Raw genomic sequence first — 24,719 nt, 5'->3', positions numbered from 1 at the left:
GTGGCCGCACTCACGGCCACCTCTTCCCAAGCCACCGAGCTGCGAGACCCTCATCTAAATTTCCTTCCAAGAACAGCCGAAGAACGCGCCCGGATCGACGCTGTCACAGCAACGCCGGACGACTTCAGTGTGCCGCAACGGTTCGAAGAACTGTCCGCTGGTGCTGCGACCGTGCGGGCGCGCACTGATGCGGACGCGTTTTCTCAGCCCTCCGCCAATTTAAGCTTCGAACAGGAGCTGGACTTCAAAGTCGGCAACGGGTTTTTCAAAAAGATCTGGGTCTCGTCTCCGTCGTCCACTCTGGCTTCGGACGGTTTGGGTCCGCTATACAACGCCCGCTCGTGTCAGCGCTGTCACATCAAGGACGGGCGCGGTCATACGCCTAACGGCCCGGATGACAATGCCGTCTCGATGTTCCTGAGAGTTTCGGTTCCCGGCAAGCCAGAGGGCGCGCCTGCCGAGATCGAAGACTATATCGCCACCCTGCCTGATCCGAGTTATGGCACTCAACTGCAGGATTTCGCTCTGGCAGGCCATCCCGCAGAATATCGGCTGGACATCACGTATGAGGAAGTCCCCGTCGCGCTGTCCGACGGCGAAACGGCCTCGCTCCGCCGCCCCAGCTATAAGGCCGCCGATTTGGGCTATGGCCCGCTGCACCCGGACGCGATGCTTAGCCCTCGAGTTGCGCCGCAGATGATCGGACTGGGGTTGCTGGAATCAATTCCGGTTGAGGACTTGCTGGCCAAAGCCGATCCTGATGACGAAGACGGCGATGGCATCTCGGGCCGTCCGAACATCGTATGGTCGACGGAATTTGGCGAACCAATGATGGGCCGCTTTGGTCACAAGGCCGGGATGCCCACGGTGATGGAGCAATCGGCGGCGGCCTTCGCAGGTGATATCGGCATATCAAGTCCGCTTTACCCCGCGCCGTACGGCGATTGCACCGAATTACAGGCCAACTGCATCGATGCACCGCACGGAGACAACGATGCGCGGGGATTCGAGATTGACGCGATTGGCATGGACCTCGTCGCCTTCTACAGCCGCAATCTCGGTGTTCCGGCGCGCCGAGACACCGATGACCCTGAAGTGCTGCGCGGGAAAGAAGTGTTTCTTGCCTCGGGCTGCGCATCCTGCCACACGCCTGCATATGTCACCCACAGGATGCCCGATAGGCCCGAACAGAGCTTCCAGCTTATCTGGCCCTATACCGACCTGCTGTTGCACGATATGGGCGAGGGTCTGGCCGATAACCGCCCCGAGGTCCGCGCAACGGGCCGCGAATGGCGCACGCCGCCTTTGTGGGGCATCGGCCTGACCCAGCGCGTCTCGGGCCACACCCAATTCCTGCACGATGGTCGCGCGCGATCCCTGCTTGAAGCCATCCTTTGGCATGGTGGCGAGGCGCAGGCCGCCCGCGACACGGTTGTTTCAATGCCAAAAGCCGACCGCGACGCCCTGATCCGCTTTCTTGGGAGCCTCTGACCCATGCGTAGCCTTACTTTCGCCGCCGCCCTGCTGGTGCCCTTGGGCGCCTTTGCTCAGGATCGTGCTCCGATTTTGATGGATGTGACCGAAACGCATATTCTACCGCGCTTTGCAGAGCTGGCTGACGCAACCGGTGCTTTGTCGACCACAGCCCAAACAGATTGCGAATCGGAGTCAGACGACCTGCGCGCTGATTACGCCACGGCATTCGATAGCTGGATTTCGGCCAGCCATTTACGTTTTGGGCCGTCCGAGGCTGACGATCGCGCTTTTGCACTGGCTTTCTGGCCAGATACCAAAGGATTCACGCCCAAAACCCTGTCCCGACACATCGCCAGTGAAGACACTGCCGTCGACGACCCTGATGCCTTTGCCGAAACCTCAATCGCCGGGCGCGGCTTTTTTGCATTGGAACGAATGCTCTTTGATCCAGCGATGACAGAACAAGGAAGCGCCGACTATCGTTGCGCGCTTATCCGCGCCATCACCACTGATATCAACCGAAATGCCGTCGCGATCAACGCGGACTGGCAAAGCTACGCACCACGACTGACGCAGCCGGGGGACAACAGCCCCTATCGCTCGGGCGATGAGGCAATGCAGGAGCTGTTCAAGGCGCTTACAACGGGGCTAGAGTTCACAGCCGACACACGCATTGGACGCCCTTTAGGAACGTTCGAGCGTCCGCGCCCGAACCGTGCTGAAGCGCGGCGGTCCAAGCGGTCGTTGCATCATGTCACGCTGTCTCTGATCGCCCTGCGTGACTTGGCCGCCCGTCTGTCCTTTGACCACCCCGAGATTGCTGCAGATCTGGATGCCGGTTTCGCGCGGGCCATCGACCGGGCTCAATCACTGGACGACCCCGCCCTCGCCGGTGTTGCGACACCGCAAGGTCGCGTCCGCATCGAAGCGCTGCAGCAATCGATCAACGACATTCGCGAGATCGCCGCGACCGAGCTTGGCCCGACGCTCGGCATCAGCGCCGGATTCAACTCACTGGATGGGGATTGACCATTGACGAACCGCCGCGAATTTCTTGCAGGCCTTGGTGCCGCCAGTCTTGCTTCGGTGCCGGGCTGGGCGTCCGTCGGCGCGCCCCGCTATCTGGCCGCTGCCTTATTCCCAGATGGTAGCTACCGCCTGTCCGGCCTGGATAACTCGGGCGCAGTTTTGTTCGCTATACCGCTACCCGCGCGCGGGCACGCGGCCGCGGCCCATCCGTTCAAAGCCCAAGCGGTCGCCTTTGCCCGCCGCCCCGGGACCTTTGCAATTGTAATTGATTGTACAGATGGTTCTGTCCTAAAGCGGCTGGAGGCACCCAATGGCCGCCACTTCTACGGGCATGGTGCATTCTCGGCTGATGGAACACAGTTTTTCACAACCGAAAACGACTATGAGGCCGCAGAAGGTGTGGTTGGCGTCTGGGACGCGATCAGCTTCGCACGGCTGGGAGAGTTCTCGTCAGGTGGGATAGGCCCCCACGACATGCGCTTGCTGCCCGGTGGCGACATACTGGTCATCGCCAATGGCGGCATCGAGACACACCCCGACAGCGGTCGGACCAAGCTAAATCTGCCAACGATGCAGCCCAACCTGAGCTATCTCGACATTTCGGGTTCGATATTGGAGCAAGTAGAGCTACCCCGCGCGCTGCACAAAAACTCGATCCGCCATCTTGCGGTGCGTGACGATGGTCTAGTGGGTTTTGCAATGCAATGGCAAGGCAGCCAGACCAAGTACCCTGCCCTTCTGGGGCTTCACCGAAGGGGCGAAAAGCCTCGCCTTTTGTCAGCGCCCGAAACGCAGCAAAGAGAGTTGCAATGGTATGCTGGCAGCATTGCCTTTTCCACCGATGGCCAATCGGTTGCGATCACCTGTCCGCGAGGCGATGCATTGCACCGTTTCGACGTAAATAGCGGAGCATTCATCGAAGCTTTAGTGTTCGAAGATGTTTGCGGTTTAGGCGCCGGCAAGGCTGGGTTGGCGTTTACCACCGGAACCGGTGCATTTGGCACTCTGACGACCACCGGCGCCGAAATCAACGCGCGGTCGGATTGCCAGTGGGACAACCACCTGATCCCGATCCGTACATACGGCTAGAATTCGGCAGCGAACCCTCTCACAGTTTACACTTGGACGAATCAAACCGCTGCCGTATTGGCAGGCGCTAAACCAGCACACCCAAGTTAAGGACTGATCTGATTGAAACAGACGCCCGACGCACCGCATTCCATCTACGGGGTTGAGAAATGGGGCCATGGCCTCATTGAGGTGACAGAATGGGGCGAGATAGCTCTGCGCAATCCGATGGCCCCCGAAGCCGAGCCAATCAGCCTGCCGGGTATCCTCAGCGATCTGGACGACCGGGGGATCAAAGCCCCGATGGTCTTGCGTGTTGCGTCTTATCTAGAGCATGAAATCGCGCACCTGAACGAGAGCTTTGCCGAGGCAATCGCGCGCGTAAACTATAAGGGCCACTATCGCGGTGTTTTTCCGATCAAGGTGAACCAACAGGCGCAGGTGGTCGACCGGATCGTCGAGTTCGGCAAGAAATACAATTATGGCCTTGAAGCAGGATCAAAACCTGAACTGGTGCTGGCCCTGGCCCATCGCCTGGCCCCCGAAGCGCTGATCGTCTGCAATGGCGTCAAGGATGCTGAATTCATCCAATTGGCGATCCTGTCTCGCAAGATCGGGTTCAACACCGTCATCGTGCTGGAAAGCCCAAAAGAGGCCAATACCGTCATCGAGGTCTATAACCAACTGGGGATCGAGCCCCTAATAGGCGTTCGGGTCAAATTGACCAATCAGATCAGCGGCAAATGGGAAGAAAGTTCGGGCGACCGTTCCGCCTTTGGAATGAACACCGACCAGCTTGTTGCCACCGTGGACAAGCTGAAAGCGGCGGGATTGCTGCACTGCCTCAAGCTGCAACATTCGCATCTGGGTTCACAGGTGCAAGACGTTAACGATGTGCGCCGCGCTGTTGGCGAGGCATGCCGGTATTACACCGAACTCTCGCGTGAAGGTGTACCACTCAGCTACTTGGATCTCGGCGGCGGCATGGGGGTGGATTACACGGGCGAAAAAAAGGCCGCGGAAAACTCGATCAACTACACGGTCGAGGAATATTGCGCCAACGTAGTCGAAACCGTGGCTTACGCCATGGACGAGGCTGAAATCGACCACCCCACACTGATCACCGAAAGCGGCCGTGCGGTGGTTGCGACGTCGTCCATGCTGGTCTTCAACGTGTTGGAAAGCACACTCTACGACGCCCCGGACGGACCAATGGCCGAGCCCGATGACCACCACATGGTTTCGGACCTCGCCGCAGTACACGGCTATCTCAGCAAGGATCGTCTGCAGGAATGCTGGAACGACGCAACCTTCTATCGCAATGAATTGCGCGCGCTTTTCAGACGCGGGTATGTCGACCTGCGCCAGATGGCCCGGGCCGAGCGCATCTACCTGTCCCTTATGGCCCGTCTCAAGGCCTTGGCGGCAAGTGATGATCTGGACACGGAAGTGGATGACCAGCTTGAGAAGGTCGCAGACATCTACCATTGCAACTTCTCGCTGTTCCAATCCCTCCCCGATGTCTGGGCCATCGACCAATTGCACCCGATCGTGCCGCTGCAAAGCTTGAATGAAACACCAGACCGCCGCGCGGTCCTGTCCGACATTACCTGCGACAGCGACGGTAAGATTGACCGGTTCATTTTGGCCGACGGCGTGTCCCCCAGCCTGCCGGTGCATTCGCTGCCCGAAGAAGGCGAGTATTTCATGGGCGTCTTCTTCGTTGGCGCCTATCAGGAAACACTTGGCGACCTACACAATCTGTTCGGCGACACCAATGTTGTCACCATCGACCTGCGCACCGACGGTGGCTTCGACTTGCTGCATGAACAAGAGGGCGACACAATTTCTCAAGTCTTGTCTTATGTGGAATTCGACCCGCAAGACTGTGTCGCCGCGTTCCGCAAAATGGTGGACGAGGCGATTTCGACCGGTACTCTGCAAGCCAAGGACCGAAAAACCCTGATGAGCGCCTATCGCGACTCGATCAACGGCTACACCTATTACGAATAACCCCTTGAGAGGAGACTATCCCATGGGCAAAACACTGGTTGTCGGCGCGGGCGGCGTGTCCCACGCAGCCGTGCACAAAATGGCGATGAATTCGGACACCTTTACCGAGATCACGCTGGCCAGCCGCACGAAATCGAAATGCGACGCCATCGCAGCGGCCGTTAAGGACCGCGTCGGTGTGGACATCGCGACTGCCGAGTTGGACGCCTACAAGGTTGAAGATACAGTCAAACTGATCAAAGAAACGGGTGCAGAAATCCTCGTAAACCTGGCCCTGCCGTATCAGGATCTGGTTCTGATGGACGCGTGTCTTGAGGCCGGCATCCACTATCTCGACACCGCGAACTATGAGCCCGAGGACGAGGCCAAGTTCGAATACCACTGGCAATGGGCCTATCAAGAGCGGTTCAAAGAGGCTGGTTTGACTGCCATCCTCGGCTCGGGCTTCGATCCGGGTGTTACATCCGTCTTCGCCAAATGGCTGAAGAAGCACAAGTTGGATACGATCCGTCAGATCGATGTGCTGGACGCGAATGGCGGCAGCAACGATCAAGAATTCGCCACCAACTTCAACCCGGAAATCAACCTGCGCGAAGTGCTGGCCGAGGTGCGCCATTGGGAAAACGGCGCATGGCAGCACAGCCCGGCGATGACCCACAAGGTCGAGTTCGACTTCCCCGCCATCGGCCCCAAGAACATGTACCTGATGTATCACGAGGAACTGGAGTCGCTCAGCACCCATTTCCCCGAGATTGAGCGCGCCCGCTTCTGGATGACCTTCGGCGACGCCTACATCACCCACGCCAAGGTGCTGGAAAACGTCGGTATGACTCGCATTGACCCGGTGATGCATGACGGCAAGGAAATCATCCCGATTCAGTTCCTGAAAACCCTGCTGCCCGATCCCGGCGATCTGGGCGCGGAGACCAAGGGCAAAGCCTGCATCGGTGACATCGCCACAGGTCAGGCCAAGGACGGCTCGGGCGAAAAGACCTATTATATCTACAACATCTGCGATCACGAGGAATGCTACCGTGAGGTCGGCAGCCAAGCCGTCAGCTACACCACCGGCGTCCCCGCCATGATCGGTGCGGCGCAGGTGCTGAAAGGCAATTGGCGCGAACCGGGCGTGTGGAACATGGAGCAACTCGACCCTGACAACTTCATGGACATGCTGAACGAACATGGTTTGCCATGGCAGGTCCGCGAACTCGACGGCCCGGTTAACTTCTAAATCCTCGCCCGGCGGCAACGCCGGGCAGCGCCCGACCGTCCCCATGGGCGGGCGCTTCGCACCCACCCGCGGTCAGGCACTGCCTTCCGCACTGTCCGGAGATAACCTCTTGTCCGACATGATGACTACACAAGCCGGAGATGCAGGAGCTTTCCGCAGGTTTGATCTAAACCGCATACCTACCCCCTGCTTCGTGGTCGATGAAAAAGCTGTCGAACGAAATCTGAACATCCTTGCCGATATCGGCACCCGCTCCGGCGCTCACATTCTCGGCGCCCTCAAGGCGTTTTCGATGTTCTCGCTGGCCCCGCTTGTACGCCAATACCTTGGCGGCACCTGCGCTAGCGGCATCTACGAGGCCCGGCTGGGCCGCGATGAATATGGCGGCGAGGTCGCCACTTTCTGCGCCGGATACAAAGAAAGCGACATCGACGAAATCCTGTCATTGTCTGACCACATCATCTTCAACTCACCCGCGCAAAAGGACCGCTTTCTGGCAAAAGCCCAAGCCGCCGGCGTACAGGTCGGTTTGCGCATCAATCCAGAACATTCCGAAGGCGAAATCCCCAAATACGACCCTTGCGCGCCCTGCTCGCGTCTGGGCACGCCGGTCAGCCAATTGACCGCCGAGACTATGAGTGGCGTGGACGGGCTGCACATGCACACGCTCTGCGAACAGGGGTTCGCGCCGTTGCACCGGACATGGGACGCGGTTGAGCCAAAGCTCAAACCGTACCTTGGCCAACTCAAATGGCTGAACTTCGGCGGCGGGCATCATATCACCCGTGATGACTATGACCGCGACGGGCTGGTCGCCTTCATCAAATCCATCCGTGAGATACACGGTATCGACGTCTATCTGGAACCCGGTGAGGCGGTGGCCCTGGATGCGGGCATTCTGGTTGGCGAAATCCTCGACTTGCCGACCAACGGGATGACCCTTGCGATCACCGATATCTCGGCCACCTGCCATATGCCGGACGTCATCGAAGCCCCCTATCGCCCCGCCCTCATGGATGAGGCCGAGGCAGGCCATACCTATCGCCTGGGCGGCCCGTCCTGTCTGGCGGGCGACGTGATCGGTGACTACACATGGGACAAACCACTGGAAATCGGCCAGCGCTTTGCCTTCCTCGATCAGGCGCATTATTCGATGGTCAAAACCAACACCTTCAACGGAGTTCCGCTGCCGACTATAGCGCTGTGGAACAGCGAAACGGACGAACTGAAAATCATCAAACAGTTCGGCTATGACGACTTTAAAGGCCGCCTCTCATGAGTATTTTCCTCGACAGTGAACTGTCCGCATCCGAGCGCACCGAGGACGCGCGGTTCCGTGTGATCCCGGTGCCGCTGGAACGCACTGTATCTTACGGGGCGGGCACCGCCAAAGGCCCGGACGCAATTATCGAAGCCAGTAATGAACTGGAACGCATCACTGGCCACGCCGAGCCCTGCGTCGAGGGGATCTTCACCGAAGAACCCGTTGACTGCGATGCAGCGTTGCCAGAGATAATGGAACGCCTAGCCCAACGCACGGAAGCGGCCGTTCGCGCCGGCAAAATCCCGGTGACGCTAGGTGGCGAGCATTCAGTTAGCTACGGCGCAGTGTTGGGTGTTGCCCGCGCTCTAAACCAACCGATTGGTATCGTGCAAATCGACGCCCATGCTGATCTGCGCAACGCTTATCAGGGCGAGAAACATTCTCACGCCTCAGTCATGCATCTTCTTGCCGAAGAAGGTATCCGTCTGGCGCAATTCGGCGTTCGCGCCTTTTCGACCGAAGAAGCCCAAAGCCGCCTGAAAAATCACGTGTTTCATGTAGACGCCGAAGAACTGGTTACCGGCAACATCCACTCGGTTGATCTGCCCAAGGATTTTCCCGAACTGGTGTACGCCAGCTTTGACGTTGATGGGCTGGACCCGGCAATCATGCCCGCCACTGGAACACCCGTCCCAGGCGGGCTGGGATATTATCAAGCCCTGCGCCTGGTGGAACACGCCCTGAAGGGCCGAAAATGTGTGGGTTTCGACGTCGTCGAACTGGCCCCGAACGGCAATGCCGCCTGGGATTTTACCGCCGCCCAGATCGTCTATCGCCTGATGGCCGCCTGTTAAGCCTCGGCGGTCTCATTCAGTTCCATGTGCCCTTCGCCCTTGTTCAGAACGCGGCGTAGCATGGGTTCGAAGAACTCCAGCGGTTTGGTCGGATAATCCGGGTCGAACGCCTTCTGATCATATTCATGACAAAAATAGCGGCAGTCCTCCCAATACGGGCTGTCGCGATATTTGTCGCGGGCATTCCGATCACCACCTAGATGATGATTGTAGTAGTAGCCCTGAAACACGCAGTGGTGCTTGAGAATCCAGTGTGTCTTCTCACTGACATAAGGCTTCATCATAGCGGCGGACAGTTCCCCGTGATTATAAGGCGACAAGATATCGCCGGTGTCATGGATCAGGGCAGCCACAACCAACTCTTCATCAGCGCCGTCCTCATACGCTCGTGTCGCGGCCTGTAGGCTGTGCTGATAGCGATTCACCGGATACGGCGTCCATTCTTCATCCAGTGAACGAATGGCGTCCAGTATGCGATCCGGCAAAGCAGCGTTGTAGCTCTCTTCATACTCCATGACCGCAACCCAGTCGGCCTTGGTCGCCTCTTCAAAACTGGTCCAGGTGGGTTTGTGGCTCTTGTCCAGCATGGTGCGAATCCTTTGGCTGCATTCATCCAATCACCTTAAGGCGGCAGTTGCAGGCAAAAAAATGAATTGATTTTATCAATACGATCAAAAAATACTTTCGGTATGCAAACCAATTCTCTGGAAACTTTTTTGTGCGTTGCCGAAACCGGCGGGTTTCACTCAGCGGCCCGTAAGTTGAACATCACACAAACCGCGGTCAGCGCCCGGATTAGAGCCTTGGAGGACGCAACAGGCAAACCGCTATTCTCGCGCGGGGCCGGGGGTACGGTTTTGACCGAGTATGGCCGCCAATTCAAACCCTACGCGGAACAGATGCTGTCTCTGTGGTCGTTCGCGGCCAATGACCTGCCTGATCAGGTTCAGAATCGGTCGGCATTGCGACTGGGCGCCCAGCTGAGCGTTTGGGATCCATTACTGGTGGATCTTGCGGTTCGCTTTGAACAACGGTTCGGGCAATTGTTGCTGACCCTGAATTACGACCATGACCTGGATATGGTCGACGCCGTTGCGACCCATGTGCTTGACGCTGCACTGACCCACGAAAAACCTACGGACCGCCGCGTGATCTTCCATGAACTTCCGCCCGAACGGCTGTCTTTGGTTCAAAGCAGGAAGGATGCGAACACCGACGCTGAACGGGTATTTGTCAACATAGAACTGGGCGAGACCTACCGGGATCATGTCCGTTCCACAGCGCGTCTCGCGACAGGGCAAACTATCTTTCTGGGTAATTGCTTGATGGCTTTGCGCTATCTCCTACAGCGTGGCGGGTATGGGTATTTCCCGGACTATGTCATCACTCAGCATCTGAACTCAGGCGAGCTGTTGCGCGAGAAAGATGCGCGCGACTTAATGCTAACGCTGTATTTGGTGGTCCGTTCGGACAGTCAAGAAGTTGAAAACATCCTGCAGTGCCTGGAGGAACTTCGCCGCTGACTTCAGACCGGTGACGGCTTTGGTGCTCCGTTTCGAACCCTTTTTCGCATCAAGGGTCGCCCCGCGGCCAGTAAAAACAGAACCGACACAAGCACGCCCATAACGGCGGGAAGATACAGCAAGCCCCAAAGTCTGGGATCATTGATGACGAACGGGGATACGAATCCCCGAACCCCCTCAAGCAGGACCAGAATGGTAAAGGCACCCAGGATCTGAGGCCAAAGCCCAAAGCGCGAAAAGCTACCCAGCATCAGGGTCGAATATCCGACCAATGCGACCGCAATACATATTGCAATCCACGAGAACCTCTGGTGCAGCTCATCCACCAGATGGCCGATGCTGTGATCATCTTTCACTGAGACCGCTTCGCGATCCCAGATCAACTCGACCGTCGGGATGGCTTCAAGGCTGCGATGGCCCATACTCGAATTCTGGGTCAGTTCGGAAATGTCGTAAGAGGCGTCTTCGAACAACGTGGATGACAGCGTGTTACCAGCCTGATCATACCGCAGCGCAATCCCATCCAGCATAACCAGATGAATGCCCGAAGCCTGATTGACCAGATAGGCCGTAGCACTGGAATAACTGACCGGGTTAATCCCATCGCGACGGTCCGAGACGAAGACTTCGCGCAGCGTTCCGTCCAAATCGATATCGCCGATATAGACGGTTACACCTTCTGCTGGATGCAAGAACTCGCCCTCATTCAACAGCTGTGCGGTGACATCTCCGGCAACTTCATCCTGTCTTAATTCCAGTTGATCAACCGATGCAGGTCGCAGAAAGACGCTGATGACAGCCATCATCAGTCCCGCACTGAGCCCGAACACCAAGACCGCTCGCGCAAGTCGCCACGGGCTGGAGCCTGTTGCCAGCATCACCGTCATCTCGCTTTCGCGGCTCAAACGGTTGGTTGCGTAAACAGCGGCCGCAAACACAGCCATGGGCATGACCGTCCGGATCAGCGTCGGCAAGGTCAACGCCGTGAACTCCAGGAATACCATCGCCGATTGGCCGCCGCTGATGACCCGATCAAAAAGGCTGACTGAACGCGTGATCCAGAACACCCCGACAAGCACAAGGGTGAAAAAGCCAAACAGCACCAGCAATTGCCGCAGGAAATACCCATCAAAACGCGACATGCGACCTCTTGTTTCTTGGCGATTGGCGTTGCGGCGGACTTTAGGTGATTCAACGCGCCGAGGAAACCTCGATTAAGCCTGATCAGCGGCGGGGATCACGATGCGATGATACCAAAGCCAGCGCAGAATGCGCGACGCCGTGTGTGTGGCCAAAACCTCTGACCAGCTCTTGATGATGTTCAGAGTGGTTGTCGGGGCGCCCAGCCGCTCTAGCAACGGTCCCAGCATTGCGCCCTCCAGATTTGCAACTGGCCTTGGAAGATTCGGGTGCCCTATGACAAGGCCGGGTTCGATATGCGAAGCGGTTTGCACGCCGGAAGTGATGAGCTTGGCCTGAGGTGACAGGATGAGGGGCTGATCATCACGCAACGCCTCCGTGTTTGGATCGAACGCTGGAGACTTTACCCAATCCAACGGCTTTGCGCGCTCAGCCCAGAAGTGCGAAGGATCGACAGCATGCTGCCGTGCATAGAAATCGGCTGCGAGCGCTGCATGGGTCTGCACACGCTCGAATTGCCGATCCGCATAAAAAGACAAGGCCAGATCACTATGATCGGGGGTTGTCAGAAGCGTGTTCACCACAGCTGCGGCCTGCACCGCCTGCCCCATCGCCAATTGCACCCCCTGCGACGACAAAGCGTCGACCGCGAAGCTGGCCTCTCCGACCCGCAGATGGTCGCGCGTTGGTGGTGTTGTCTCGACCTGACTGGTCGCATCCGCGCGTCGCACAGGCCCGATGCGGCGCTGTTCCAGACAGGGCGACAGCAGGGTCGATTGGGCCAGCAGATTCAGATAGAGATCGCGTCGATCTGCAGGCGGCAGCCCGATGCAGGTATCGGGGTCGACGAAAACCATTGCGTCGACCACTCCGCCCGGTAGCAACGCGCCCCAATACCAATGTCCCGATCCGGCCTCGACCCGCGCTTGTGGGCCAAACCCCGGCGGCACCTGCCAATAGGCATAAAGCGCGAGCAGAGGCTTGGATGTACGGCGAAACCTGCGGCCCAGCCCGGCTTGCCGACCCGCTGCGTCCAGAAGGATTTGTGCCTGGATCCGAAAGGCGCCCGTGTCGGTTCGAACGGGAATCTCCCAACCAGACTGCTGGCGCACCGGGCGGTATGCGCGCGCAGGTTGGACGACCTGCGCCCCTGCCGCTTGTGCTGCACGTAACAGCACCGCATCAAACTGGCCCCGGTCAACCAAAAGTCCGGGGTGATCACCGGCGACGCCGCGACGTTCGAACGCTCCGGCCCAATGCAAAAGCGATCCGCTTGCACGCAGAAAACCGGCATGAGAAACGGCTTCGTCGACCCCCAACAGGTTCAGGATCGGCCAGATTGATGGCGGCAATGACTCGCCGACATGCTGGCGCGGGAACGTTTGCCGCTCGATCAGGCAGACGCGCCGACCAAGCTGAGCCAACCTCAGCGCAGAAGCGCTACCTGCCGGGCCGCCTCCGATCACGCAGATTTCGGTCTCAATCTCCATCCGTTCAGGCAGAGGCCACCCGAGCGGACACGCCAAAATAATCCGGACGTGCTTCGGACAAGCGGACATAGGCCTGCAGGCAATAGTGCAACCAACCTCGAATGTAGTCGCAAGCGGGGCGACCGCGATGGATGACTTCGTGATGACACCCGCCGCCGCATAGATACCGCGCCCAGCAGGTGCCGCACGGGGATTGCGTGTGCACGTGCCGATCCGCCAACCAGTTCTCGCGCCGTAGGTCGGGGCCATCATAGACGTTGCCCATGGCTCCGGCTTCGTCTTCAACAAAGCGATGGCAAGCGAACAGGCCGCCATCAGCGGACACGCCAAAATACCCGCCCCCTGCCCCGCAGGCATAGGGCCGATGGGTGCCGCGGTGGATCTCCTGCATCGCCGCTGCCATGTTCGAGAATGGGTAGCGCCGCCCTTCGATTACCGCCGCCTCGAAAACTTCGCCGCAACGGATCATCTGCGATAGCATCTCGTCCAAATCACTCCGGTTCAGTTCATGCTGACCGTTGGGCGAGGCCAGCATGGGCGAGAATCCAATCGAATGAAATCCCATTCCCACAAACCGATCCAGCGTCTCTGGCAGGTTCATATTCTGCGGCGTAGCCGTTACCCGGGCACCAACCTGCATACGGTGTTGAGCTGCCAGCAAAGGCTCGACCCGTTTCAGGATCGTATCAAAACTACCCCGACCGCCACGATTTGGGCGCAGCTTGTCATGGACCTCGCCCACGCCATCCAGACTGATGGTGACAGCAAATCCATGCGCTTCGAAAAACACCGCATCCTCGGGGCGTAGCAGGGTCCCGTTGGTTGTGATCGAGAACCCGACGCTCAACCCGTTGGCCCGCGCCTGATCGACTGCATATTCCGTAGTGCGTTGCACCAGATTGCGGTTGATCAGAGGTTCTCCACCCAAAAAGGCAAGGTTGATCCGCACACCGGGTTCGGCTTCGGCCACCAGCCGATCAACCGAAGCCTTGGCGACTTCCCATTCCATATTCCGCGCGGGTCCGCCAAATTCTCCCCCTGCAGCATAGCAATAAGTGCAAGCCAGATTGCATTTCTGCGCCACTGCCAGCGACAGCGACCTCACGGGCATACTCTGAGGCGGCGTGTCATCGATGAAAGGTGTTCCATCCAATCCCATGGACCTGAGGAAAGCGCTTTGACTTCTCTTGTCCATCGTTGCGAATTGGTCCGCCGTCCCCTCAGGCACATCAAACACGCGCGATCCATCAACTGCCAGCATGTGATCTCCATGCCCTGTGTCAAAGAAATGCACCTGCGCGGCGGGTGGGATCACGCCTTACCCTCCGTCCAGAACGGGATGCCAATCCCCTTGGCGGCCAGCGCTTCGCCCTCGACGCGGAACAGCTTCATGTCATCGCGCACCTGCTGGATGTAGGCCTGGGAGTCTTCAAATTTGCCATCCGCTTCAAGCGTATAGGCGTTGGCTAACCCATCCTTGACCTTCGCGTAGAGTTCCAGCGCCGTCCTGGCCTCCTCTTCAGTGCCAACCTCAATCTGACGCAAATAGGCAGGCGTGCCCTCTCCCGTATCGTATTTGGCCAAAACGTCCTTCATTTGACTGAAGCGCAGGAAGTGCTCGTCCCCGTCGGTGTCGATCCGTACCGCCAGCGCATAAAGGCGGCGTTCCGGGAACAAATCCTCCTGCTCCAAAGTCGCCACACATTGCGCATAAGCGCGGTCGATAAAGCCTCCGGGGCGCTCGATCTCGATGAAATCCGCAAGCGCTTCCGCCGTCAGTGGCCTTAGTGCGCGCGGCTGAGTCTTACCCTTGCCCGCCGGCAAGGTTTCGGACGGGGTCAAGATGGGTTCATACCCCTCGGGCTCAAGCTCCCAAAGCAACTGGTTCGCCCAGCGCATATGGGTCATCTCGCCAATCGCGACCTCCAGCACCGAACGCCGGGCAAATATCAGATCGTCTTTCAGCGTCGGCCATTTTCGGGTATCCGCCGTTTCGGGATCCGCCAACGAAAAATAGGCATAGAGATATTGCAGGCTCAGCGTCATCTCCATCGCGGCCAGACGCGTCTTGAGGTCCTCGATCATCGCCTGCGGCGTGTCATAGGGCTCCACACCTGGCATTTCGGGATCAACTTCATAAACCTCGCCCGTTTCGCGGCCTTCAACGACGATAGGCAATTCGCTCCACATCTGATTTACCTGATAATGGTCAATCTGGTAGGGGCGGTTTTGTTCGACCGTATTCAGCGCCGCGACGTTACCGGACGGAGACTTGTCCGAGCGCAGCCAATCCAGATAGGTCTCGGCCTCGATCGGGTTCTTTGACTGACCCGAGGGTAACTGATCGTCATGCGCCACCTCAGCCATCACTACGTCGGGGTGGTTCGAAGGCCAGTAGTGGCAGCCGCAGTCGCGAAAGTCATGGGACCACGGATTGCACAGGCTTTGCGTCAATTCTCCGGGATCATAGGCTTCGCTGAAGACCCCCGCCTCGGTCCGGTACTGGCGGCGGAATCCGTGCAGGACGACCTGCTCGGTATCCACGATGCCATCATGATTGCGCCGTTCCAGAGCAATGCTGACCGGTTTGTCATCACCATGTTCCAGACTGCGGATGAACCGCCAAATCATCAGCCCGTCATAGGGTGTGCCGTCTTCCTCCTTGAAAGTGATGCGCTTACCGCTCTGCTCGACCCATGACAGGAACCAGCGACCTTGGCTGAGCTTTGCGCCGATGTCACCGCTGTAGGCCTCCAACAGCGTCTGCACCCACTCCTCGGGGCTGTTGTCAGGCAGCATCGGATCATAGAAATAGTCCACAAAAACCAGATGGAAGCCCTGTGAATTCTTCGGCGCCTCGGGCACGGGGTTCAGCGGCACCCGCGCGGCGTTGAACACCAGACCGGGGAAAAAGCGGCGGTCCAGGTTGCGCACATCCATTTCCAGACCGGGAAAGCAATTCCCCACCGATCCGTCCAGTCGCGTGTTGTCGGGGTTGCCCGGTACCTTATAGGCCGCGCGGGCGGTCAGGTTGCGGGGTTTAACGCGGATTTGGCCGGGCTGATCAGACATTCTGAGCCTCCGTTTCCTGTGCAACCAGATAGTCGATGAACGAGATCACCAGATGGTACTGCCTGCGCGACAGCGACAGCGGGTAATAGTTGGAATCGCGCATATAGGGCGGCATCCGTGCGTCGTGCATCGAGTCGCGGATAATCCGAGGATCGCGAAAATCCGGGTTCGGATTTTGATCAGGGTTCGGGTCGGTTTCAAGCTCGGTCAGGATACCATATGGTGGACGCAGCAGTGTTTTAACGAAATCCGGGCGACGGCGTAGGAAATCCAGCAGGTTGGCCTCGTCAATCAACTGCTCATGCACGAACTTCGTCGCCACTGTATAGGGCAGCCGATCATTCGGCACGGAGTTCGAAAAGACCGAGATCGGTTGCGGGCGGATCAGTTCGTCGATCTTGTCCGGCGGCCTTGCATCCTCCTCCGTCATGGATTTCGCATCGGTTGACGGCAGGCCCGGCGTCGGGGAAATCCCGGTTTTCGCCTGTAATTTGGCATTGTCCTTCAAACCTTGCGCGCGGATATCGTCGAGGTTGATCAGGCTGTTGGTCTCGAAGGCGCGGCGGAAGATATCGACCACCTCGTCTTTGGCCTGGGTGTAGTTTTCTTGAGTTACCGAGATTAGCGACAGATCACGATCGGCCAGATCATCCTCAAGGCTGTAGAACGGCCGCGCATCAGGTGCAAAATCGGGTGGTCCGGTCATGATTGTGGCGCGCGCGGTCAGGCGTTCGCCACGTACTGCCAGCGTCGCCTCGATCACGCCATCGCTGGTGTCATCGGCCACTCCCCAGGATTGGTCATTGCCCACACGGGCACCGTCGTAACTATCGTGCGGCTCAGGGTCGTCCGAGGTGCCGGACATCATGATCCATTTCGACCAAGGGGTGTCGGGGTTCAGGATGCGGTTCTGTTCGGGCACGATTTCGTGGATGCGACCATATTCCGATTTCGGCGGGTCGTTCTGATAGCCCGGTACGGCCAGCGTCGCCGGACCGTATGCAGCATCAGGCGGGCCATAAACCTCTCCTTTCGGAGGCATAAAGCGCAGGCGCAGGATACTGCGGTCGATGAACTCCCCTTCGACCGGTTCATCATGACCCTGCACAGGATGCATCACACGGATTGAGCCTAGCGGGATCGGGTTATGCTCATAGACCATCGGCTGTTGTTCGGACGTATACGGGCTGAAGGCCAGCAGGGGTTTCGGGGTGAAATCCTGACCCGCAATCTCGACCCGTGCACGAAACCCGCAAGCCGCGTCGCCAGTCCGGCGCTCGGCCTTGGTGTTCCCGACGGTGACCGAATAGCGCACGTTTTGCAGCGACAGGCCCTGATCGTCGAGCAGATCGAGCGTCACCGGTGTCTCATATTCCTCGCCCGTTTCGGCATCATGCATCCGCGCCCACAGCTCAAAGAACGGGGCAACCGGGCGCAACGCGCCGCCTTCGTCGCGAAAGCGGATCGTGTCGGGATCGGGAAGATAGGCGGTGACACTGCCATCTTCGATCTCGCGCAGGGTTATGTTCGAGCGGATGACCGTTTTGTTGTTGCCATGGGCATCCATGTCCTGCTGCCACTCATAGCTTTCCAGCGGTGTCTCGCCCGGTCCCAGGCGAGCAACCGCCATGGGTGGCAGAAAGAAAATCTCTCGGATCGTGTCCATACTGGGCCCTCCCCCGTTTGGCCTTGGCAGCCCCTGCTTTCAGGGGTTCGAATAGCTCTCGTATGTGATCGTTGGGTCGTCGAAGATCGACTTGGACGTATCTCGGATGATGTCTGGCGGAGCGTCATCCGGCACCGGTGAAATGCTCTGCTGATAATGGAAGAAATTATGCGGGTCGAATTTCTGCTTCACGAACAGCAAAGAGTTGAAATACTCGCCCCAGTATTGCCAGCGATAGTTCTTCTGGGTCCGCCGTGGATAGTTCTGATAGACGCGATCAATGAAATAGCCTTCTTCGGTCATCAGTTTCATGAATCCGTCGAGCCACGGCACCACGATCTCTTTTTCTTCTTCCGACACCCAGAACACATCGACGTAGAAGTTCAGCGACACATCACGGTGAATGAAGGCATTGCCTTGTTTGCCCAACGGCATCCGATTGATCGCCCCCCCATAGGGTTCGATGGCCACAGCGCCATAAGCGTTGGGCGTGCTGTCGAGGTAGTCTACGACGCGCTGCCATTCGGCTTCGTTGAGCTGGCGTTCAATATATCCGGCCTGCTTATCTTCACGCGCCTGATCGGGGACGACGGGGATGTCATATTTGTCGTCATACAGCCATGAGTTGATTTCTTGATAGGTGCCATAGTTCTGGTCGTCCTCACCCATCTCGCCGCCGATTTCATCGCTCAGCAGGGGCTGAACAAACGCGTTCCCCTCTTCGGACGTGCCATCATAGAGCGCCGACACCAGCAGCACCTTTCGATCTCCCTGATAGGCCAGAAAGATATAGGCCCCGAAACGGTCATCTTCGCAGGTGCGCATGTAGTTGGCCTGCAGGTACTCCAGTGCCTTGGCGGCTTTGTCCAACGGCCATGTGATGTGGCAACCCCAGACTTTATACAGCTGGTGCAGCTGGTAGCGGATTTCCAGCAACACGCCAAAGTTATTGCCGGTCCCGCCTCGTATGGCCCAGAAGAGGTCGGAGTTCGTTTCTTTGTCCGCGATCACGATACTGCCGTCCCACAGCATGACCGTGACACCCAGAACGCTGTCGCAAGCCATCCCAAGCCGGCGTGAGGTAAAGCCATAGCCGCCGCCCATCATGAAACCCGCAACGCAGACATCCTGACAGGCCCCGCCCGGCACGTGCAGGTGATAGGAGTTCAACTCCGAATTCAGCATCTTGAACGGTGTGCCCGGACCGACATAGGCCATCGGCACCTTTGGATCGACGGTCACGTAACGCATTCGGCTGGTATCCAGCACCATCTGGTTATTGACCGAATACCCCGCCGTGCTGTGACGCCCTGACCGCGCAACAACCCACAGGTCATGCTCACGCGCGAAAGCAAGGCTGGCGCGTACATCCTGAATGGTCTCGCAAAAGACGATGATCTCTGGGTAGTCCTGGAAAGCCGGATTCCAAACCTGCCGGTCATTGTTGTAATCCGCGTCGGTCGGCAGAGTGACCGTTCCGATCAGTTTCTTCTCAAATTCACGTATCTCATCGGGCGTGATCGAATGGTACTGCTGCAGCGCCAGATCGGTACGGCTTTGCGCCAAGACATCCTTGGCCAGAAGTGTTTTGCTGATCTTACGCATTAGGTCTCCTCATACCACAAGAGCGGGGCGCCGGACTGGTGACCCAGCGCTAAAAAGTCGAAATTCAGGTATCATCCCAACTCTGCCCGCGCCCAAGCTGGCAGCAAGTTGGCCTTCGGGTCAAGTAATCGTTTCCATCAACGCTCGTGCGTCTTTGAGGTCCGGCAGTTGGGCATCTTGATGGAAATGCGACATGACCGAATTCAACGCCTCACCAACCGGTTCGCCTCGGTGTTGCCGCCACTCCGCCAACGCAACCGCCGCACGAAGCTCGTAAAGCCGCGCGCCTTGCCTTTGCGCTGTTTCGATAGCACGCAACAGCAGTGGTTCAGGATCGCCCCCGGTCTTGGCTACAAGGGCGGCCTCAATACGCAGTTGATCGGCCTCGGCCCATTTCTCTTCGGTTTTGCTCAGAACATCTCTGGCGTGCGTCAAAGTCTGATGCGCAGCGTCGTGATGGCCGGCGTTTGTCTGAATCTCGGCAATCAGCGAAGGGAAGAAAGTCTTGTAATTTCCGGCCCCAACCGACCACCAGTCTTCCGACGCCTGACGCAGGTCCTCGATATGTTCGACTTCAGAGGTCGTGGTCGCCTTTGCCCAGCTTTCCCATAGCCGCGCAATGGTCGCCATAAAGGGTAGCGAATGCTCCTCGGCGACTTCGGACAGCGCCTTAACATCCCTTTGCAATGCAGGGATGTCGCGCGCCAGCAGGTGAACCTTGCACATGTAAACCAAGATCTGCGCCACACTATGCGCGTGCTTGAGGTTCTTGGACCATTCCAGCGCTGTATTCTGCACCTGCAGGGCATCTTGATGCCGACCCATCAGGCAATAACATGTGCCCAGAAATGCTGATGTAATCGCGGCATGATCCGTTCCATAGACATAGGCTAGCTGGCTGTGCTGATCAAAATCATAAAGCGCCCAAGCTTGCTCAAGATGGCGCTTTGCATCTGACAGGTTGCCCAGATGCAATTGCACCGCCCCCATGGCGCGATGACCGACCATGCGGTGTTCGGTCTTGCCGCTTGTCGCCGCCAGATCGAGGATCTGCGCAGCCACGCCTTTCGCCAATCGATATTCGGCACGCACAAGATGGAATGCATATAGCCCGTTGAGCACAGGAAACAGCCGCTCGGTCTCGTGAGCTCGGTGACATAGTTCGCGCAGACGCCCATAGGCCTCACCCGTCGCATCCCCCGAAATACCGCTTGTTGAGCGCAGGACACCGGCACGTAGAATCTGGATGTCGATCTCTTGCAAATCCCGTGCACGGCTCTTTGGCAGATCGGCAAGCTGATCCAGAGCTTTCGACAGATGGGTCAACGCCTCGGCCTGGGCCGAGCGTTCGATCGCTCGACGCCCCGCGCTTTGCCAGTGCATCACGGCCTCATCCGCGCGTTGGGCCAACGTGTAATGCTGTGCCAGAACCTCGGGCTGAGTCTGGGCCAGTTGCGGCTGGTTCTCTAGCAACGCACCCGCCGCGCGGTCATGCAGCGACTGCCGTTCCGTGCGCAGCAGGCTGTCATAAGCCATGTCGCGAATCAATGCGTGGCGGAAGATGAACTCATCCTCTGCCGCATCCGGGGCTTGAAGAATGATCCCGGCCGATGAGAGCTGTTCCAGTCCGGCCTGCAGAACCGTCGGAGACAGAAACGAAACAGAGGCCAGCAACGCGATCGAGAACTGCCGCCCGAACACGGCGCCGGTTTGCGCCACTTCTTTGGCCTTGCCCAAACGGTCCAGACGCTCCATCAGCGAATCCTGCAACGTGCTGGGAACTGAAAGCGATGGCAGGGGGCCGCGCAAGACATACCCCTTGTCGCTCAAGCGCAATTGCCCCGATTCCAAAAGACCGCGGGTCACTTCCTGGACATAAAGCGGAATGCCATCCGTCTTGGCCGCAATAAGGTCGCAAACCTCGGGTGGTACTGGGTGCCCTCCCGCCACCTCAGCTACGATCTCAGCCACATCCCGATTGGTCAAACGCTTGAGAGGTATACGCAGGGTATTGTTGTGGTGACCCCAACCCGGATCGAAACCGGTACGTGCTGTTACGACGATCAGCACCGGTAGGTCCCGAATATGTTCGATCACCCGGTCTGTCAGAGACAAGGTGGTCGGATCAACCCAATGCGCATCTTCGAACAACAGCAACACTGGTCGTTCTCGCGCTAACGTCGCAAGCTGTTCTGTCACTGCCTCCAACGTCTTCTCAAGCTTCACTTGCGGCGGCAGGTCGAGAGGCCCCAGCGTAGCATCAGCATCAACGCTCAACAAATCAGCGATCAGGCGCACATGCTCAGGCGGGTGATGGCGCAAGAGGTATGAGAGTTTTCCCAGTTTATCCTCATCGTTGTCTGTCGGCGCAAATCCTGCTGCACGTTCTAGATGCTGAATGATCGGATAAAGTGCCGAGTTGGCATGAAAGGGCGAACACTGGAAGTTCAGGCGAAGCGCGCCTTGATCCAGCACTTCTTGGCTAAGCCCCTCAATCAGGCGTGATTTGCCGATCCCTGCCTCGCCAGTGACAAGAACCGATTGTCCAGCGCCCTGACTTGCCTCATTCCATTTGTCGGTCAGCTTGCGGAACTCTGCCTGGCGCCCAATGAGCCGACCAGAACCGGCATCAGGCATTATGTCAAATCTGCGCTCGATCCGCGCCTGCCCTGTGACGCTCCAGGCTTGTATCGGTTCCGAAAACCCTTTCAGTGCGAAAGACCCGCGATCCTGCAGTTCAAATGCATTGCCCACCAATCTGCGAGTGGACGGGCTGATGATCAGTGTATTGGGCTCGGCCAAACTCTGCAAACGTGCTGCCAGATTGGGTGTCCGCCCCATGACCACGTCATGTTCCTTCAACCCTTCGCCATGGATCTCGCCCACAACGACAAGACCGGTCGAAACACCGATCCGCGCAGTCAGACGTTCCTGGCCTTCCATGCGATTCAATCCTTCAAGAATATCCAGGCCCGCATGAACGGCGCGCGAGGCCGCATCTTCCACCGCGTGAGGATACCCGAAATAGATCATCGCCCCGTCACCCATGAAATCGGCGATATGTCCACCAAAGCGAGCAACCGAGGTCGAGCAAATTTCCTTGAACCGCCGAAGCAGCTCCCCCAAGTCTTCGGGATCAAGCCGCTCGGACATGGCAGTTGAGCCAACCAGATCAACAAACATAACTGTCAGTTGCCTCCGCTCGGCGACAATCTTCCCGCTGCCTTGCACCGGGGTCGGATTGGCATCCCGCGCCTGCCCCAATGCGGCCATCAATCGGCGCCTTGGTCCAAGTGGCAGCCCAAGGTCGATCAAATCATGTTCGGAGAGATGTGCGAGATCGGCCAATGTAACTTCGTTCGACGCGAATACCGGCGCATATTTCGACAGCCCGTGTTCTTCAAGGAATGCGTCGATCTCAATCATTATCCCCGTTGTCCCCGATCGTCTCCGGGTTCCCCTACCCGGTCAGGCTTGCATATTGTGACACAAAAGCCGAACGACTTTAGCACATTAGCTGGACAGTCCTGATGGCTTTTCCTTCAGCCTTGATCAAGCTTTTTCTTTATTGCCGCACACGTCAAGTGAATTGCGCCACACGTATGCACCAAGCCCGCGCCTCTGTTGCAGGAATTTCGCTTGTCCGGTGGGAAATGGCAGGGGCAGCAGGGTTCGAACCCGCGACCTACGGTTTTGGAGACCGTCGCTCTACCAACTGAGCTATACCCCTAGGCTGGGCCATCAGATATGACAGAGGCGCAGCGGACTCAAGAGGCTTTTTGAGTTTTCCGAACACTTTACCGCTGACAAAAAAGTTGCGCCCGGCGCGCAGTTCTTTAAGACAAGGCTCGGCCAGCAGGAGGACCGCAGCCTTGAGCATCCGCAAGAAAATCGCAGACAGCGAAGCCGTGCTGAACTGGGTCGCGCGACGGATCGCAAGCTATATCCGGTTGGTGCATCGCAACACACGCTGGCAGCGCATCGGTTACGAAGAGCTGGATCAACTGGCCGAACAGGGCGAACCGGTCATCGTGGTGCTGTGGCACCAGAGACTGGCACAATCGCCATATTTCTTCCCTCTGGACAAGGGCCGCATCTGCTCGATCACTTCGGCAGCGCGCGCGGGTAGCATGGTGGGGCGAGTGCAGAAGCTGTTCGGGATGGATACAATTGCAATGTCCAGCCGCAAGCGCCACGTCGCTTTGTCGCGCGAAGTGCTGGGAAAGATGAAACAGGGTATCTCGATTGGCATTGCCGCCGACGGCCCTCGCGGACCCGAGCGGGTATCCTCGACCGTACCGCTGGTCTGGGCTCGCACATCAGGTAAACGAGTTTTCGGCATCACCTATTCCGCGCGGCACGGGCGCGAAGCCGGAACTTGGGATCGTCTGCTGATGCCTCGCCCCTGGCGCAACGACGGCGTATTTCTGTGCCGCGAATGGACCGATCCAGTTCCACGCAAGGCCAGCGAAGAGCAGATTGAGGCCCTTCGTCTGAGCCTTGAGCAGCATATGAACGACATCACCGCCGAGGCCGACCGGATGGTCGGACGTGAGCCATGGGCAAAGAGCATGTGAACCCAGAACCCGGCGTGAAACGACTATTGCGCTGTTAGGCCGCGTCTGCGCTGGTTTTGACCGAGGTCGCTCCTCTCGCCATGCTGTCCGACATTTCAGCAAGCTTGATATCAAATCGCTTGCGCTCTCGGCAAAAGTCGCTGATTTTGCACTCAACTTCCTGTTCGTCGTCACCGAGAACAGCGGCTCGCATATCATCCAAATCCTTGCTGTGAAGGATTTGCGTTCCATAGTTCAGAAATTCAAAACCAAACATCTTAGTCTCCCCTGATCGCCGGGACGCACTTGATTTGCGCGTCACCCTTGCTGTTGCAATAGAGAGCTGGGAGTTCAGTCTTCGTTTGGAGTGGACGGTAGATTAAGAATGCGAGATCGACAGCTGTTTTGTTCAATGAACTCAGCTTGCCCGAGATCATTCGACGAATAATCTCAATGCGCCGAGAAGATTGGATGAGAAAAGGCCGCCCCATGTGGAGCGGCCTTCTTTAGTTCACCGATTTGTCGGGCCAAAGCCCGACTACCGTGATTACTCGATGATTTTCGAGACGACGCCGGCGCCGACGGTGCGGCCGCCTTCGCGGATCGCAAAGCGCAGGCCGTCTTCCATCGCGATCGGGGCGATCAGCTCGACGGTGAAGCCGACGTTGTCGCCGGGCATAACCATCTCGGTGCCCGCCGCCAGGGTCACGGTGCCGGTCACGTCAGTTG

Annotated in this window: 19 protein-coding genes and 1 tRNA gene; 9 read left to right on the top strand and 11 right to left on the bottom strand. The window is 58.1% G+C overall.

Features of this window, described 5'->3' with window-relative positions:
• The 7 genes from ACR0AH_RS15860 to speB all read left to right on the top strand — a co-directional run bounded on the left by ACR0AH_RS15860 (position 1) and on the right by speB (position 8,938).
• A complete protein-coding gene (locus ACR0AH_RS15860) occupies positions 1 to 1,491 on the top strand; it encodes a di-heme oxidoreductase family protein (protein ID WP_480592702.1) in 1,491 nt (496 codons plus the stop codon).
• Positions 1,492 to 1,494: 3 nt separating this feature from the next.
• Positions 1,495 to 2,505 carry an imelysin family protein gene (locus ACR0AH_RS15855; RefSeq protein WP_223116913.1) on the top strand — a complete coding sequence of 337 codons (1,011 nt, stop codon included), beginning with the start codon at positions 1,495 to 1,497 and terminating at the stop codon, positions 2,503 to 2,505.
• 3 nt (positions 2,506 to 2,508) lie between these two features.
• Entirely contained in the window at positions 2,509 to 3,594 is a 1,086-nt protein-coding gene (locus tag ACR0AH_RS15850; protein ID WP_170733088.1) for a DUF1513 domain-containing protein, read from the top strand.
• A 102-nt stretch (positions 3,595 to 3,696) separates the two neighbouring features.
• Complete coding sequence (gene speA, locus ACR0AH_RS15845) at positions 3,697 to 5,586, top strand: biosynthetic arginine decarboxylase (protein WP_480592700.1); 1,890 nt, start codon at positions 3,697 to 3,699, stop codon at positions 5,584 to 5,586.
• A gap of 22 nt (positions 5,587 to 5,608) precedes the next feature.
• Positions 5,609 to 6,820: a saccharopine dehydrogenase family protein gene (locus ACR0AH_RS15840; protein ID WP_480592698.1), complete on the top strand. Its 1,212-nt coding sequence runs from the start codon at positions 5,609 to 5,611 to the stop codon at positions 6,818 to 6,820.
• Positions 6,821 to 6,929: 109 nt separating this feature from the next.
• Positions 6,930 to 8,099 (top strand): carboxynorspermidine decarboxylase, encoded by a 1,170-nt coding sequence (gene nspC, locus ACR0AH_RS15835; protein ID WP_480592826.1) that lies wholly within the window; start codon positions 6,930 to 6,932, stop codon positions 8,097 to 8,099.
• A complete protein-coding gene (gene speB / locus ACR0AH_RS15830) occupies positions 8,096 to 8,938 on the top strand; it encodes an agmatinase (protein WP_480592696.1) in 843 nt (280 codons plus the stop codon). The genes nspC and speB overlap by 4 nt, the downstream gene beginning before the upstream one ends.
• On the opposite strand, the gene ACR0AH_RS15825 is transcribed toward speB, so the two are convergent.
• Positions 8,935 to 9,525, bottom strand: coding sequence for an HD domain-containing protein (locus tag ACR0AH_RS15825; RefSeq protein WP_480592693.1), 591 nt, complete (start codon positions 9,523 to 9,525; stop codon positions 8,935 to 8,937). The two genes, speB and ACR0AH_RS15825, sit on opposite strands and share 4 nt — an antisense overlap.
• Before the next feature lie 102 nt (positions 9,526 to 9,627).
• Between ACR0AH_RS15825 and ACR0AH_RS15820 the strand changes: the two genes are divergently transcribed.
• Positions 9,628 to 10,461: a LysR family transcriptional regulator gene (locus ACR0AH_RS15820; RefSeq protein ID WP_480592691.1), complete on the top strand. Its 834-nt coding sequence runs from the start codon at positions 9,628 to 9,630 to the stop codon at positions 10,459 to 10,461.
• 2 nt (positions 10,462 to 10,463) lie between these two features.
• Here the strand turns inward: ACR0AH_RS15820 and lptF are convergent, their stop codons facing one another.
• From lptF to ACR0AH_RS15780, 8 genes are all read right to left on the bottom strand, one after another.
• Positions 10,464 to 11,603, bottom strand: a complete 1,140-nt coding sequence (gene lptF, locus ACR0AH_RS15815; RefSeq protein WP_170402212.1) for an LPS export ABC transporter permease LptF — start codon at positions 11,601 to 11,603, stop codon at positions 10,464 to 10,466.
• A 72-nt stretch (positions 11,604 to 11,675) separates the two neighbouring features.
• Positions 11,676 to 13,091: a flavin-dependent monooxygenase QhpG gene (gene qhpG, locus ACR0AH_RS15810; RefSeq protein ID WP_480592689.1), complete on the bottom strand. Its 1,416-nt coding sequence runs from the start codon at positions 13,089 to 13,091 to the stop codon at positions 11,676 to 11,678.
• A gap of 4 nt (positions 13,092 to 13,095) precedes the next feature.
• A complete protein-coding gene (locus ACR0AH_RS15805; protein ID WP_480592687.1) occupies positions 13,096 to 14,406 on the bottom strand; it encodes a radical SAM protein in 1,311 nt (436 codons plus the stop codon).
• Positions 14,403 to 16,163 carry a ferritin-like domain-containing protein gene (locus ACR0AH_RS15800; protein ID WP_480592685.1) on the bottom strand — a complete coding sequence of 587 codons (1,761 nt, stop codon included), beginning with the start codon at positions 16,161 to 16,163 and terminating at the stop codon, positions 14,403 to 14,405. Before ACR0AH_RS15800 ends, ACR0AH_RS15805 begins: the two co-directional genes overlap by 4 nt.
• Positions 16,156 to 17,829 (bottom strand): hypothetical protein, encoded by a 1,674-nt coding sequence (locus ACR0AH_RS15795; protein ID WP_480592683.1) that lies wholly within the window; start codon positions 17,827 to 17,829, stop codon positions 16,156 to 16,158. The genes ACR0AH_RS15800 and ACR0AH_RS15795 overlap by 8 nt, the downstream gene beginning before the upstream one ends.
• A gap of 39 nt (positions 17,830 to 17,868) precedes the next feature.
• On the bottom strand, positions 17,869 to 19,434 hold the full coding sequence (locus tag ACR0AH_RS15790) for an FAD-binding oxidoreductase (RefSeq protein WP_170733097.1): 1,566 nt from the start codon (positions 19,432 to 19,434) through the stop codon (positions 17,869 to 17,871).
• Positions 19,435 to 19,554: 120 nt separating this feature from the next.
• A complete protein-coding gene (locus ACR0AH_RS15785; RefSeq protein WP_480592681.1) occupies positions 19,555 to 22,860 on the bottom strand; it encodes an adenylate/guanylate cyclase domain-containing protein in 3,306 nt (1,101 codons plus the stop codon).
• A 228-nt stretch (positions 22,861 to 23,088) separates the two neighbouring features.
• A tRNA-Trp gene (locus ACR0AH_RS15780) sits at positions 23,089 to 23,164 on the bottom strand.
• A gap of 142 nt (positions 23,165 to 23,306) precedes the next feature.
• Between ACR0AH_RS15780 and ACR0AH_RS15775 the strand changes: the two genes are divergently transcribed.
• Positions 23,307 to 24,011: a DUF374 domain-containing protein gene (locus tag ACR0AH_RS15775; protein WP_170402235.1), complete on the top strand. Its 705-nt coding sequence runs from the start codon at positions 23,307 to 23,309 to the stop codon at positions 24,009 to 24,011.
• 34 nt (positions 24,012 to 24,045) lie between these two features.
• Here ACR0AH_RS15775 and ACR0AH_RS15770 read toward each other — a convergent pair whose 3' ends face one another.
• Complete coding sequence (locus ACR0AH_RS15770; protein ID WP_170420395.1) at positions 24,046 to 24,267, bottom strand: hypothetical protein; 222 nt, start codon at positions 24,265 to 24,267, stop codon at positions 24,046 to 24,048.
• A gap of 270 nt (positions 24,268 to 24,537) precedes the next feature.
• Positions 24,538 to 24,719: EF-Tu C-terminal domain-related protein (locus ACR0AH_RS15765; protein ID WP_480459566.1), on the bottom strand; the 182-nt coding region annotated here is incomplete at its 5' end.

Source organism: Ruegeria sp. AM5 (assembly GCF_056540645.1).
Note: the sequence above shows the minus strand (reverse complement) of the source record. Positions and strands in the feature narration are given on the sequence as shown.

What these genes read in the sequence shown, in the direction of transcription:
- ACR0AH_RS15855 (WP_223116913.1), top strand. Translation starts at nt 1,495, where the DNA reads ATGCGTAGCCTTACTTTCGCCGCCGCCCTGCTGGTGCCCTTGGGCGCC.
- qhpG (WP_480592689.1), bottom strand. Translation starts at nt 13,091, where the DNA reads ATGGAGATTGAGACCGAAATCTGCGTGATCGGAGGCGGCCCGGCAGGT.
- ACR0AH_RS15840 (WP_480592698.1), top strand. Translation starts at nt 5,609, where the DNA reads ATGGGCAAAACACTGGTTGTCGGCGCGGGCGGCGTGTCCCACGCAGCC.
- ACR0AH_RS15785 (WP_480592681.1), bottom strand. Translation starts at nt 22,860, where the DNA reads ATGATTGAGATCGACGCATTCCTTGAAGAACACGGGCTGTCGAAATAT.
- speB (WP_480592696.1), top strand. Translation starts at nt 8,096, where the DNA reads ATGAGTATTTTCCTCGACAGTGAACTGTCCGCATCCGAGCGCACCGAG.
- ACR0AH_RS15790 (WP_170733097.1), bottom strand. Translation starts at nt 19,434, where the DNA reads ATGCGTAAGATCAGCAAAACACTTCTGGCCAAGGATGTCTTGGCGCAA.
- ACR0AH_RS15800 (WP_480592685.1), bottom strand. Translation starts at nt 16,163, where the DNA reads ATGTCTGATCAGCCCGGCCAAATCCGCGTTAAACCCCGCAACCTGACC.
- ACR0AH_RS15795 (WP_480592683.1), bottom strand. Translation starts at nt 17,829, where the DNA reads ATGGACACGATCCGAGAGATTTTCTTTCTGCCACCCATGGCGGTTGCT.
- ACR0AH_RS15770 (WP_170420395.1), bottom strand. Translation starts at nt 24,267, where the DNA reads ATGTTTGGTTTTGAATTTCTGAACTATGGAACGCAAATCCTTCACAGC.
- ACR0AH_RS15825 (WP_480592693.1), bottom strand. Translation starts at nt 9,525, where the DNA reads ATGCTGGACAAGAGCCACAAACCCACCTGGACCAGTTTTGAAGAGGCG.
- ACR0AH_RS15820 (WP_480592691.1), top strand. Translation starts at nt 9,628, where the DNA reads ATGCAAACCAATTCTCTGGAAACTTTTTTGTGCGTTGCCGAAACCGGC.
- lptF (WP_170402212.1), bottom strand. Translation starts at nt 11,603, where the DNA reads ATGTCGCGTTTTGATGGGTATTTCCTGCGGCAATTGCTGGTGCTGTTT.